The sequence below is a fragment of the Leptospira perdikensis genome (assembly GCF_004769575.1).
Classification (GTDB): Bacteria; Spirochaetota; Leptospiria; order Leptospirales; family Leptospiraceae; genus Leptospira_A; species Leptospira_A perdikensis.
In genome coordinates, this window is record NZ_RQGA01000003.1 from 1,084,679 (window position 1) to 1,096,753 (window position 12,075).

General features: G+C 39.3%; 13 protein-coding genes. 10 read left to right on the forward strand and 3 right to left on the reverse strand.

Features of this window, described 5'->3' with window-relative positions; all coding sequences use genetic code 11:
• The first annotated feature begins 111 nt into the window (after nt 1-111).
• From EHQ49_RS06370 to EHQ49_RS06385, 4 genes are read left to right on the forward strand one after another with little or no spacing between them, the layout of a single operon-like run.
• Nucleotides 112-327, forward strand: a complete 216-nt coding sequence (locus tag EHQ49_RS06370) for an LIC12298 family protein (RefSeq protein WP_135577415.1) — start codon at nt 112-114, stop codon at nt 325-327.
• 57 nt (nt 328-384) lie between these two features.
• Nucleotides 385-1,134, forward strand: coding sequence for an ABC transporter permease (locus EHQ49_RS06375; protein ID WP_135577417.1), 750 nt, complete (start codon nt 385-387; stop codon nt 1,132-1,134).
• Nucleotides 1,135-1,139: 5 nt separating this feature from the next.
• Entirely contained in the window at nt 1,140-2,339 is a 1,200-nt protein-coding gene (locus EHQ49_RS06380; RefSeq protein ID WP_135577419.1) for an ABC transporter ATP-binding protein, read from the forward strand.
• A 45-nt stretch (nt 2,340-2,384) separates the two neighbouring features.
• Nucleotides 2,385-3,689 (forward strand): UDP-glucose dehydrogenase family protein, encoded by a 1,305-nt coding sequence (locus EHQ49_RS06385; protein ID WP_135577421.1) that lies wholly within the window; start codon nt 2,385-2,387, stop codon nt 3,687-3,689.
• A 36-nt stretch (nt 3,690-3,725) separates the two neighbouring features.
• Here EHQ49_RS06385 and EHQ49_RS06390 read toward each other — a convergent pair whose 3' ends face one another.
• On the reverse strand, nt 3,726-4,547 hold the full coding sequence (locus tag EHQ49_RS06390) for a thioredoxin fold domain-containing protein (RefSeq protein ID WP_135577423.1): 822 nt from the start codon (nt 4,545-4,547) through the stop codon (nt 3,726-3,728).
• 97 nt (nt 4,548-4,644) lie between these two features.
• Between EHQ49_RS06390 and hisE the strand changes: the two genes are divergently transcribed.
• Together hisE and lpxK are read left to right on the forward strand one after the other, a co-directional pair.
• A complete protein-coding gene (gene hisE, locus EHQ49_RS06395) occupies nt 4,645-4,923 on the forward strand; it encodes a phosphoribosyl-ATP diphosphatase (RefSeq protein WP_002989187.1) in 279 nt (92 codons plus the stop codon).
• Nucleotides 4,924-4,949: 26 nt separating this feature from the next.
• Nucleotides 4,950-6,038 carry a tetraacyldisaccharide 4'-kinase gene (gene lpxK, locus EHQ49_RS06400; protein WP_135577425.1) on the forward strand — a complete coding sequence of 363 codons (1,089 nt, stop codon included), beginning with the start codon at nt 4,950-4,952 and terminating at the stop codon, nt 6,036-6,038.
• Here the strand turns inward: lpxK and mnmC1 are convergent.
• Nucleotides 5,977-7,176 carry an FAD-dependent 5-carboxymethylaminomethyl-2-thiouridine(34) oxidoreductase MnmC1 gene (mnmC1, locus tag EHQ49_RS06405; protein WP_135577427.1) on the reverse strand — a complete coding sequence of 400 codons (1,200 nt, stop codon included), beginning with the start codon at nt 7,174-7,176 and terminating at the stop codon, nt 5,977-5,979. The two genes, lpxK and mnmC1, sit on opposite strands and share 62 nt — an antisense overlap.
• 9 nt (nt 7,177-7,185) lie before the next feature.
• Nucleotides 7,186-7,866, reverse strand: a complete 681-nt coding sequence (mnmC2, locus tag EHQ49_RS06410) for a tRNA (5-methylaminomethyl-2-thiouridine)(34)-methyltransferase MnmC2 (RefSeq protein ID WP_244241373.1) — start codon at nt 7,864-7,866, stop codon at nt 7,186-7,188.
• A gap of 532 nt (nt 7,867-8,398) precedes the next feature.
• Here mnmC2 and flhF point away from each other — a divergent pair.
• From flhF to whiG, 4 genes are all read left to right on the forward strand, one after another.
• Nucleotides 8,399-9,739 carry a flagellar biosynthesis GTPase FlhF gene (gene flhF, locus EHQ49_RS06415; RefSeq protein WP_135577431.1) on the forward strand — a complete coding sequence of 447 codons (1,341 nt, stop codon included), beginning with the start codon at nt 8,399-8,401 and terminating at the stop codon, nt 9,737-9,739.
• Nucleotides 9,740-9,774: 35 nt separating this feature from the next.
• On the forward strand, nt 9,775-10,698 hold the full coding sequence (locus EHQ49_RS06420) for a MinD/ParA family protein (protein WP_135577434.1): 924 nt from the start codon (nt 9,775-9,777) through the stop codon (nt 10,696-10,698).
• On the forward strand, nt 10,699-11,172 hold the full coding sequence (locus EHQ49_RS06425; protein ID WP_135577436.1) for a hypothetical protein: 474 nt from the start codon (nt 10,699-10,701) through the stop codon (nt 11,170-11,172).
• Between the two features lie 101 nt (nt 11,173-11,273).
• Nucleotides 11,274-12,074, forward strand: coding sequence for an RNA polymerase sigma factor WhiG (whiG, locus tag EHQ49_RS06430; RefSeq protein WP_004785020.1), 801 nt, complete (start codon nt 11,274-11,276; stop codon nt 12,072-12,074).
• Nucleotide 12,075 lies beyond the last annotated feature (1 nt).

The following is a 12,075-nucleotide window of genomic DNA, read 5'->3' on the forward strand; positions in this document are numbered from 1 at the left end:
ATATTGACTTAACTTCTCAAATGTTAAGTAGTGTAAACAAGCGTTTAGTATATTATTGGTATTATTTTTTAGTTTTATGTCGTCTAACATGATGACGGGGAGGAAAAACCTATGATCGTTCGATCCATCCAACAACCCGCTTACAACCGCCACAAGGACCAAGGCCTTACAGGGCAAGGTCCTAAAAAGGGATTTTCCCAAAATCAAACTGGGAAGACCTTTGAGGATTATCTAATGGAAGCCTTCCAAGGGGAAGTGGTTCAAAATGGAGAGTGGGTATCACCCAGTCTTTCTGATCTTGGCCAAAAAAACCTAAAGAGGATGTAGTTCCAAAATACCGGCTTCTGGTTCTAGAACTGGAAGCCAGGGGCCGACAATCAAAGTATGGAGAAAGTATCCATACTTTGGGCTCTCGTTCGGCGTGACTACGCACTGCAGTATGCAGGATCCTTTTTAGGCATCTCCTGGATGTTTCTGCAGAACTTAGTCCTCATCAGTTTGTACGCACTGGTATTCCTAGTGCTTAATTTAAAAAATCCATCTACCCAAGAAGACTTCACGGCTTATTTATTAACCGGACTTTTGTATTGGATTCCCATCCAAGAGCTCTTAGTCCGTGGTACGGGGATTCTTACCGACAATCGAAGTTTACTCAAAAGATCTAGCCTTGGTATTGATTTGTTTTTATGGATTCCCTATGTCCAATTTCTCATCCATAGCCTAGTTACATCCATTCCCGTTTTTATTTATTTGGCTTATTCAGGTAAGTTGAACCTTTCTGGAATCCTTCTTGGTTATTTGATTTTGGTGTTCTCTGGGCTTTATTTGATGTTACTTTTGCATTATCTTTCACGGTTGAATATTTTATTAAAAGATATTTCACCTTTGATTCGTTTGGTGAGTCAACTTATCTTCTGGGGAATTCCTGTTTTGTATTATCCAACTGGATATTTAAAAGAGTGGAATCGTTTAAATCCGTTTACCATTCCTTTAGATGTTTTTCGCAGTTTCGTGATTCCGGGTTACACTCCTCAATTTGATTGGATTCAAATTTTACCGTTTCTGTTTTTTTTCTTTCTTGTGTATCTACTTGCGAAACGTAAATTCCAATCGGTGATTTTGGATCATCTTTAATTTAAATGGCCTCTGTTGTTTTAGAAAATCTTTCTAAGGACTACCATGGATTTTCAAAACCTTGGAAACGAATCCTTGCGGGACTTAGTTTTGGTTACTTTGGAATTGACTCTAAATTTACCGCCTTACAATCAATCGATTTAAAAGTTGGGCCTGGTGAAATTTTAGGGATCATCGGTAGAAATGGTGCAGGGAAATCTACACTTCTAAAATTGATCACAGGTGTTATCAGTAAAGATAAAGGGAATCTTGTCGTAAATGGCTCGGTTCGTGCTCTTCTTGAGTTAAGTGTAGGTTTTAATCCAGAACTTTCTGGAGAAGAAAATGTCTATTTTAATGGTCTGGTTTGGGGTTACAAACCATCTGAGATCAAGGAACTTACAGATTCTATTTTTGAATTCGCTGAGTTAAATGAGTTTCGAAATTCTCCTTTAAAGAACTATAGCTCGGGAATGGCAATGCGACTTGGGTTCAGTCTTGCCACTGCCAAACGCCCTGATATCTTAATTGTGGATGAAGCCTTAGCTGTAGGAGACGCTAGTTTCCAACAAAAATGTCTCAAACGGATCGATGAATTTTCGAAGTCTGGATCTTGTATTTTGGTTGTGAGTCATGATCTTGGACTTATCTCCTACTTTTGTACGAGAGCTGTTCTTTTAAATAAAGGTAGTTTGTTACTTGATGGAAGTCCGAAGGCAGTGATCGAAGAGTATATGCACGTGTTAGCTGGCGCGACGGAACCTTCCTCGGTTCAAGCATCCGAATCCATTCGGGACATTCATATTGCCCTTAACGACCCTAAGGGGCAAGAAACACGCCATCACTTCCTTGGAGAAAAAGCTACCCTCCGGATCGAATTTCAAACTACTAAGCCAATCATTGATGGAACCATCGGTTTCCATATTGATAACGAAAAGGGAATCCGAATTTTTGGAACCAACTCACACCATTTGGGATATCAAAATTTAAACTTCCCAATGGGTGAGAGATCCATTGTCGAATTCCAATTTCCCATTCAGTTTAGCGAAGGAAAATACAGTTTAGGGGTTTCCATCCACAAAGGTGAGTCTCATATCGAGGGGAGTTATTTTTGGGGTGAATCCGTTTTTGATTTTGAAGTGGAACGAGGAAAAATCGGAAAATTTGTCGGTATTTGTCATCTTCCAACAGAATTTGCCGTTCAAACCCGTCCCAAATCAAATTAGAAAAACAGTTTCCTTCAAAGGAAAAAACTAAATTCTGGAAATCCTATGAAAGTTTGTGTGGTCGGAACCGGATATGTGGGCCTCGTTGCAGGAACCTGTTTTGCTGAATATGGCAATGAAGTCATTTGTATTGATAAAGATGAAAAGAAAATTAACGACCTGAAAAAAGGTATCATTCCCATTTATGAGCCTGGACTCACGGAACTTGTGGAAAGAAACCACAAAGAAGGAAGATTACAATTTTCCACTTCACTGAAAGATGGTGTCGAAGCTTCAGAGTTTGTGTTTATCGCGGTAGGTACACCTACATCGGATAACGGCTCCGCAGACCTACGATTTGTTTTTGCTGTGGCAGAAGAAGTCGGTAAAACAATGAATGGATACAAAATCATTGTAGATAAATCAACAGTTCCTGTGGGAACCGCTGACCAAGTAAAAGCCATTGTTGCAAAAAACACAAAACACCCGTTTGACGTTGTTTCCAATCCAGAGTTCTTAAAAGAAGGTGCTGCGATTGATGACTTCATGCGTCCAGAACGCGTTGTTATCGGAGCTGAGTCCGACGTCGCTGCTAAAAAAATGAGCGAACTTTATTCTCCTTTTGTATTAAACGGAAATCCAATCATCACAATGAGCATTCGTTCCGCGGAGCTCACAAAATATGCATGTAACGCATTTCTTGCGACAAAAATTTCCTTTGTCAATGAAATCGCAAATCTTTGCGATGCACTTGGTGCTAACTATGATGATGTTAGAAAAGGAATGGGAACTGACTCGAGAATTGGGCGCCAGTTTTTATATGCAGGGATTGGTTATGGTGGATCTTGTTTTCCAAAAGATGTAAGAGCCCTTCTTCGCACAGCAGAGGAAGTGAATGCACCGATGCATATCATTCAGTCTGTAGAAGATGTAAACGAAAAACAAAAAACTCGTTTAACTGACAAAATTTTTGAACATTTCAAATCAACAGATATGAAAGGTAAAACTTTTGGTATTTGGGGTTTATCTTTTAAGCCAGGAACAGATGATATGCGAGAAGCTCCATCGATCCCTCTTATTTATGAACTACATAAAAATGGAGCTAAGATCCAAGTGTTTGATCCGGCTTCAATGGAAACATCGAAGTATTATTTTGATGGAAAGGTCGAATACAAAAAGGATGCATACTCTGCTCTCCAAGACGCAGATGCTATGTTGTTATTAACGGAATGGAGAGAGTTTAGAGAACCTGATTTTAATAAGATTAAGAGTCTATTAAAAAGTCCGTTAGTTTTCGACGGAAGAAACCAATACAAACCAACTCTTATGAATGAGTTAGGATTTACTTATTATTCTATCGGAAATCGATAAATTCTTTAGTCCAACCTGAGAAAAACTTTGGTTGGACTAAAATCCTCTCTCAATTTCTGACAAAGCTTCGTTACACATCGATTTATCTGTATCGGTTGTTAGTTGTGGCTTGATCTCTGTCAGGATTGATTTCGCAAGTTTTGATTCACCCGCATCTTTTAAAGTCAACCCATAATACAGTTTAGCAGTAATTTTGCGATTGGATGTTGGATATAGTTCTAAATATTCTTTCCAGGATTTTACGGCAGATTCCTTCGGACCATGAATGGATTTGACCAGGTTTAGATTAAAATGTGCACTTTCTTTTAATAGAGGCAAAGTTTTGGATTTTTGGATGGTTTCTGTGAACTGGGATTCTGCTTTCTCAAAGTCTTTGTTTTGGAAATACAACAAACCCAATCGAAAGTGGATGTCTGGACTGTTTACGTTCCGTCTCAGTTCCGTTTTGAGATAGGACTCAATATTTGGTTCTTGAAGGATTCTTTTTGAGATGTTCAGTATATCTTCTTTTGTTGCTAACCCGGAAATTTTAGTCACATAATTTCCATCCCCATCTAAAAATAGAATCGTAGGGTAACCTTCGATATTGTATTTCTTTCGAAGATTGGGAAATTCCTCTCCGTCTAACCGAACTCTTACGAAGCTATCTAATACACGACTGACTTCCGGATCTGGGAAAATTTCTTTTTCTAAAACCAAACAGTAGGTGCACCAATCCGCAAATACATCCACAATGATAAATTTTTTATCTTGTTTTGCTGTTTCAAATCCCTTTTGGATGGAACTCCCCCAAGGGGATTCAGAAAACAAAGCGCTCGCGAAAAGAAAGAATAAAACAGGCAGAATCTTACGAACCATTCACTAAATCCTATTGTTTTTCCTTTCTTTTGAATAGTCAATTTTCGCTTTTTCGAAATGGAATGGGCAGTTTCCATGGTCGCTAGAAGGTCAAAATATGGAATTTTTACTGAAACTGGAAGAACTGCTACGCAAACGTAAGGAAGAATTGCCAGAAAAATCTTATACTGCAGAACTTTTCCGCGATGGTGTTGACCGCATTCTCAAAAAAATTGGTGAGGAAGCTGGAGAGGTCATCATAGCGGCAAAAAATCCCAATGAAAAAGAACTCATTCATGAAATTGCGGACTTGGTATTTCATTTAGAAGTATTGATGGTGGAAAAAGGAATTAGCCTCTCTACCATCGCAAAAGAACTGGAAAAACGCCACAGTTAACCTGATTGTTTCCCATTGGAAACTAAATGAAGATATTCCTGTACTTACTGTACCCTCTCAGTTGGCTTTACCAATTTCTTTTTTGGTGGATACAAAGAGGGATTACTTCTTTCCAACTGCCTAATGTTTTAGTCATCAGTGTCGGTAATCTCACAGTAGGAGGGACTGGCAAAACTCCTTTTGTTCAATATTTAGTTCGCTTTTTTAATACAGTATACCCTGGTTATGCGGTCACAATTTTATCTAGAGGGTATAAAGCAGAAAAAAGCGAAGTAGGAGCAATCTTACCTAATGGACTTTCTCCGCAGTTATTTGGGGATGAACCAAGCCAACATAAAGAAATGTTTCCCGATGTACAAGTAATCATCGGAAGAGATAGAAAAAAATCTTTCCTACTTTATAATCAAATTCAATCTCCAAAACATATTGTTATCTTGGATGACGGATTCCAACACAAAGCTCTCTATCGGGATTTTGATTTTGTCCTCTTGGATGCGAATTCTCCTTTTGGGAATGGGTTCACAATTCCTTTGGGATTTTTACGTGAACCTATTCGTCATAGTAAAAGAGCAGATGCGATTGTATTTACTAAGTTAACTTTTCAGAACAGAATTCATTTAGATCAGTATAAAAAAAGTTTAAGAAAGATAGAAAAGACCATACCAATTTTTTGTTCGAAATTTGAATCCTCCGTATGGAAAGTTCAGATCGATCAAAACTTAAATTACGAACCGTTTAAACTTATGCCGGGTTTAAAATACTTTTTGGTGACTGGGGTTGGAAACCCAGAGAATGTATACGAAACTGCAAAATCTAATTTGTTATCGGAATCCATTCGAACTAAATACTTTTCAGATCATTTTGAATTTTCTGCTACTGCATTGATCTCTTTGTTGAAAGAAATACAAATCGGTGAATTTTTAATAACTACAGAAAAAGACTGGATTAAAATAAGAACGGATATCGGTTTTTTAGCAGGATTGAAAAGAAAAAACATTACTGTATTAGTTCTAATGATTCAGGTTTCTGTAGAAGAGGATAAAAAACTTGAATCTATGTTAGTTGATCTCGTTTCCACATACGAAGCAAAAATCGATCAGGCCTCAAAGATTTAGAAATTTTTTCGGGCAAAAGATTTGGTTCTCCCAAAATTGATGAAACCAAGATCTCCGCAGAATATAAAGAATGGGTGAGCCCTCTTGATCCAAGTCCGTTCAGAATTCCTACGGATTCGTAGTATGGGATTTTCATTTCTTTTTCTCCGCTTCTTAGTGCGTTTTGATATTTAATTGATAAATCGATTTTCGAGATATTTGGTAATTTCCCGACAATGGGGCTACGATCTTGAGATTGTGTTCTGTAGCTCACTCTAGTGGAAAACAAACGAGGGTTTTGTGGTTCCCATTTAGAAGTAAGTTCTGGTAATTTTTGTAGTAAGGTTTTCCACATTAACTCAGATTCTTCTGGCCTCGACTCTTGTTCTAATTTGAATTCATCAAATGTGGCCCCTAATACTTGATACCCTGCGATCGGTGGTGTGATGTAGTCACCAAACAAAATACCATATTTATTTGTCGGTTTTTGCTCAGGAATCTGTAAAATTTGTCCGCGCACTTTTTTTAAAGGTACCCAATTTAGGTGAACATCTTCTGTAAATTGATAACCTTGACTCAGAAATAAATAGTCACAATGAATTTCTTCGTTAGAGGTTTTACAGAGAATCTGTAGTTTCGAGTTTTGCTTTGATTCTTCCCAAGTTAGTAACTTACAGGAATATTCGATTCGTGGGTTTGCTAATATAAGGATTTGTTTTGTAAGATCTACTGGGGAAACGGATTTCCCTTCGGGAAAAAATAGAGCGGGGGAATTTGAAAATGGTTCAACACTCTCTTTTGCGATATGGTTCGGGATTTGATGAGAAATAATTGAGTGAGAATAACGATCATACGTTTCTTTTGTATCCATAAGATAATAAATTCCATCTACATGAGGGACAAGATCTTTTAGATGAAATTTTTCCCAAATGGATAGAAAGTACTGAAAAGCTGCCAGTGAAAATTCAGATTCGGCTGTTTTGTGTTTGGTGAGAAATGGATATACAACTCCAATTGGATTCCCGCTAGCATGTTTTGCTGGGCCTGAGTCAGAATCAATTAAAATAGTTTTGATATTCCTCTCTTTTAGCGACAAACAAATGCTAGCACCAGCAATTCCTGCTCCAACAACAACTGCTGTTTTTTCTTTTACGTTCATCGGGTATTATTATAATAAACCGGAAATCATTTCCCGTTTCCTTCCAAATCCTTTTTTCTTTTTGACAACAAACCCTAGTTCGGTGAGGTTTCTTCGTAAAAATCCTGCTGAGGAAAATGTCGCAAAGCTGGTTCCGGGCATAGATTTTTCACGCATTATTTTTAAAGTATCAAGTGACCACATATCCGGATTTTTTCCTGGTGAAAATCCATCTAAATACCAAGCTTGAATCGGAGGGAAATGAGGAAGGCAAACGCTAATGTCCCCCAAAAAAACTTTTAATGTGAACCGACTCCCATTGTCATTGTGGTCCCAAGAATAAGTCCAAAGATTCTCAATCTGGGTTTTTCTCCAAACGCTGATTGCATTTTCATAAGAACGAATTAAATCTTCGGACCAAAGGTTTTTGTTTGGATAACTTTTGTTCAGAGTTAAGAGTATATCTTCTGTTAGTGGGTACCCTTCCAAACTGACAAATTCAACAGAGGTTGGGTTTTTGAATGATTTCCAGGTATCCAAAGTAACAAACAGATTGAGTCCTGATCCAAATCCCAATTCACCAATATATAAAGTGGTTAAATTTTTCTGATCCAGCTTAGATTCAATTTCGTTCCCAGCCACAAATACATAATGGGATTCTTCAAAGCCACCTTGTTTAGAAAAATAAATATCATCAAACAATTTGGACACCGGGACTCCGTCCTTGAATTCAATGTCAACATTGGGTGGGTTCTTGGGAGTAGGGGGCATATAAGAAAGGGTATCCCCTATTTTTTGCGACTGGCTTACCTTGGAAACAGAATCTCGAAATTCAATCACTGAAAAAGGAAAGTCACTTACCAAATTAACTGAAGCCGAATCGATACTCGCTTTCCGAAGTCACTCGCATCCGAAAGAAACTCCCTCTCCATCGAAAGTCACTCACAAAGGTAACTCACTTTCCCAATCTAACCTATCCAATCCCCCTCAAATCCCAATCTAATCTCCCTCAAAGATAGCCAACCCTTCCTACCAAACCTGAACTTGGAAAAACCAAGGTCAAACAGGTGTTTTCGAATCAACGTTTCCCCATCTCTCTGTTAAATTTCCTTCTGCAATCGCAATCCATTCGATTGGCGCACTCCAACAGATTACAATTCACTTGAAATTATTATGTCTCATAAAAAAGACTTTCCAAATCGAGGGTACTTTGCATATTTTTCCCAGGTTCGGGGGCGATTCTATGGATTTTGTAAAAATCCGAGGTAAAGACTTACAAGACTGCATCATGCAGATGAAGATGAAATACGGTCCAGAGGCACATCTCTATGACCAACGAGTCATCACGGAAGGTGGACTCTTTGGAACTGGTCTTATGGCCCAACGTATGTATGAAATCGATGTAGGTGTTCCTGAAAAACAAAACTCCAAAGAGAGAATTGAACGTAAGTTAAAGGATCTCAAAGAACTCATCAAACAAAAACAAAGGACCGATTCCCTTCCGGAATCTGGCCTCGTTGCGATTGGATCAAACCATACTTCTGCCATTGGAGCCGGAACCTCTCCTATTCGGAAAAAGAATATCGATGCGGTTCGGCCTTTTTCTGAACGTCGTCGGAGACAGAACCCCCCTGTTTACGAAGTGGAAGGCCATGAAGAAAGAACCGTTGGCCTTTCCCTTTCAGAAGCCAAAGACTCTATTCTCGAAGTTGTGACCCCAACCAAACCACAATCTCCAGAAAGACACCCTCATATCCAAAAACTCGTGGATCGATTGTTAAACGAAGGTATGTCTTTTAATTTCTTGGAAGAAATGGCTGTAGCACTTGAACGCAGATTGTCTGCAGTGGATCTCACTCGTTATGCCAATGTTACTGACAAAGCAGTCACTTATTTAGAAGAGAGAATTCAAATTGATTCGGACCTTTTCAGTGGAACTCCAAGGGGAAAACGGAAAATCATTTTCTTTGTGGGACCTACCGGGGCTGGAAAAACCACATCCATCGCAAAACTTGCTGCAAAGTACAGTTTGCACATGGGTAAAAAAGTTTCCCTTTATACAACGGACAACTACCGCATTGCCGCCATCGACCAACTCAAGTTTTATGCAGATGCAATGGGATTGCCATTTTATGCAGCCAAGGATTTGCGTAAATGGAAGGAAACCATTCTTCGTGATGGGTCCGAGCTTATCCTCGTGGATACCGCTGGTTACTCCCATAGAAAGTCAGAAAACCTGGAAAAACTTCAGGAATTCTACCAAGTTTTTGGGGAAAAGGATTATATTGAAACTGTCTTAGTGCTTTCCTCCACTGTATCCAAAGACAATGCCTTGGCAGTTGCAAACGCATACGAATCGGTCGGATACAAAAGAATTTTATTAACTAAGCTAGATGAAGCAGAATTTTTAGGTTCTGTAGTGGAATTGGCCGATACTATTCACAGGGAATTCGCATTCTTAAGTGTCGGGCAGGATGTTCCTTTTGATATCCTAAATGCCTCGAAAAAACTTCTTGCAGAATGTGTGATTTTTCCTGAAAAATTGAAAGGGATAGCGGGCGAGGTCTTCGAAAAGACCGTGTAACCAAGTTCGTTATCCTTTAGGCCGTAGGGGTAACGATGGACCAAGCTGCAAATCTTAGAAAGCTCACTGAAACTGGTACTGGTTTAAAACTTGTTCAACCCCAGGATGCAGTCAAAAAAACCAAAATCATCGCGGTTGCTTCTGGCAAGGGTGGTGTTGGAAAAAGTACTGTATCCGTAAACCTTGCTATCTCCATTGCAAAAACAGGACTCAAGGTTTTAATTTTCGATGGTGACTTGGGTCTTGCCAACGTTAACGTTCTTCTTGGTATCATTCCGAAATACAATTTATATCATGTGGTGAAAGGCCATAAATCCCTCAAAGACATCGTAATCTCCACTCCAGAAGGTGTGGACATCATTGCTGGTGCTTCCGGTTATTCACAACTCGCAAACCTCAACGAAACACAAAGAAATAATTTAATCAAAGGATTCGCGGAACTTGATCGTTATGATGTGATGATCATAGACACAGGTGCGGGAATTTCGGCCAATGTCATTGGCCTTGTGATGCCTGCGGATGAAGTGATCGTAGTCACCACACCAGAACCTACTTCCATTACAGACTCTTACGGACTGATTAAATCCATCGTGTCCCAATCCAAAGACAAAAATCTCAAAATCATTGTCAACCGTGTGCGTTCTGCCATTGAAGGGAAAAAAGTTGCTGACCGTGTCATCGATATCTCCGGCCAATTTTTAGAAGTCCAAGTAGAAAACTTAGGATTTATTTTCCAAGATGAAGAGGTTGAGAAGTCCATCAGGGAACAAAAGCCGTTCATCATTGGCGCCCCCCGCTCAAAAGCTGCCGCTTGCCTCACAAGAGTCACCCACACCCTCTTACAAACAGAAGGTGGTTATGATGATGAGGAAGGTCTTACCGGTTTCTTTAAAAAATTCTTTAGCTTCGTTGACTTCAAAGAGAAGGAAATGGAAGAAAAGATGGAGGAAGATAACTAAGTGCTAATCGGATTTGTACTGGGATTTGCCGTTCTTGGCGCCATTATCAGTTCCGTGTGTGGATTTCTTGTTGGAAATCGGCTTGGTTATATCTTTTTTGTCTCACTGATATCCACATTCGCTTTCGGCGGTTTGGGATTCGGTGTTTTCACTGTTTTACAAAAGAAAGTCCCTGAATTTTTAGAATTTCTAAGCGTATTTTCCATTGGTGGATTCGGCGGAGAAAGCCATTCCGATGACTTTGACCACGAACACGGTGGAATGGAGCCTTCTCGTTCTGAGTCCATGGGTTCTGATGATTTTGGGGTTCAACAGGTGGGCGATACCGCTATGGATGCCAAACTTGCTATGGCCAAGTCAGGAAAATTCGGAGATCACATCATCGTGGATAAAATTGCGATCAAAAACGAGCCAAAACTCATGGCAGAAGCCATTCGTACCATGATGGCCAAGGATGATCCCCAAGAGGGTTGAAAAATTACCGTTTTTAGAGGACATAAGAAAAAATCCTCTTGTAATTTCCCTTTCTATACGATTTTTTCTATAAAGTAAGAGATTCCGTACTTCGGTTCCCTATGTCAAGATTGCTAGACAAATACAATCAGTTTGATGAGACAGATCTTTGGAAAAAATACCGTGTCACAAAGGATGCGGAGATCCGAAGTTACCTTGTTGAAAAATATTCACCTCTCGTCAAACACGTGGCTGGGCGGATTGCGATCGGTATGCCTCAAAATGTTGAGTTTGAAGACCTCGTCAGTTATGGCGTCTTTGGTCTGTTAGATGCCATAGAAAAATTCGACCCTTCTCGTGAAATTAAATTCAAAACTTATGCGATGACTCGAATCCGTGGGTCCATCTTTGACGAACTTAGAAGTGTGGATTGGATTCCACGTTCCATTCGTCAAAAAGCAAAACAGCTAGAAAACATCATTGCCATGCTTGAGAATAAGGAAGGCAAAAAAGTAGATGATGAAGAGATCGCTAAAGAACTCGGCGTCTCGATGGAAGAATACAATTCACTCCTCGCAAAACTTTCTGGAACCTCTCTTGTCTCTTTAAATGATATTTGGTTTCTCGGTGATGAGAACGATGAAGTTTCCTTCATGGAAACTCTCGAATCTCCGATGAACATGAACCCAGACAATATCATCGAAAAAGAAGAAATCAAAAACGTAATCGTGGAAGCCATCCAGTCGTTACCAGAGAAAGAAAAGAAAGTGATCGTTCTCTATTATTATGAAGACCTCACTCTAAAAGAAATTGGTGAAGTTTTGGAAGTTACGGAATCAAGAATTTCGCAACTCCATACAAAGGCAGTCGCAAGACTCCGCAGCAAACTCTCTAAAGTAAAATCCGCGATCCAAAAAAGGTAAA

Excerpts from the sequence above, each read along its gene's own strand:
- whiG (WP_004785020.1), top strand. The coding sequence starts at position 11,274 with ATGTCAAGATTGCTAGACAAATACAATCAGTTTGATGAGACAGATCTT.
- mnmC1 (WP_135577427.1), bottom strand. The coding sequence starts at position 7,176 with ATGAACGTAAAAGAAAAAACAGCAGTTGTTGTTGGAGCAGGAATTGCT.
- EHQ49_RS06370 (WP_135577415.1), top strand. The coding sequence starts at position 112 with ATGATCGTTCGATCCATCCAACAACCCGCTTACAACCGCCACAAGGAC.
- EHQ49_RS06420 (WP_135577434.1), top strand. The coding sequence starts at position 9,775 with ATGGACCAAGCTGCAAATCTTAGAAAGCTCACTGAAACTGGTACTGGT.
- EHQ49_RS06375 (WP_135577417.1), top strand. The coding sequence starts at position 385 with ATGGAGAAAGTATCCATACTTTGGGCTCTCGTTCGGCGTGACTACGCA.
- EHQ49_RS06380 (WP_135577419.1), top strand. The coding sequence starts at position 1,140 with ATGGCCTCTGTTGTTTTAGAAAATCTTTCTAAGGACTACCATGGATTT.
- hisE (WP_002989187.1), top strand. The coding sequence starts at position 4,645 with ATGGAATTTTTACTGAAACTGGAAGAACTGCTACGCAAACGTAAGGAA.
- EHQ49_RS06385 (WP_135577421.1), top strand. The coding sequence starts at position 2,385 with ATGAAAGTTTGTGTGGTCGGAACCGGATATGTGGGCCTCGTTGCAGGA.
- lpxK (WP_135577425.1), top strand. The coding sequence starts at position 4,950 with ATGAAGATATTCCTGTACTTACTGTACCCTCTCAGTTGGCTTTACCAA.
- flhF (WP_135577431.1), top strand. The coding sequence starts at position 8,399 with ATGGATTTTGTAAAAATCCGAGGTAAAGACTTACAAGACTGCATCATG.
- EHQ49_RS06390 (WP_135577423.1), bottom strand. The coding sequence starts at position 4,547 with ATGGTTCGTAAGATTCTGCCTGTTTTATTCTTTCTTTTCGCGAGCGCT.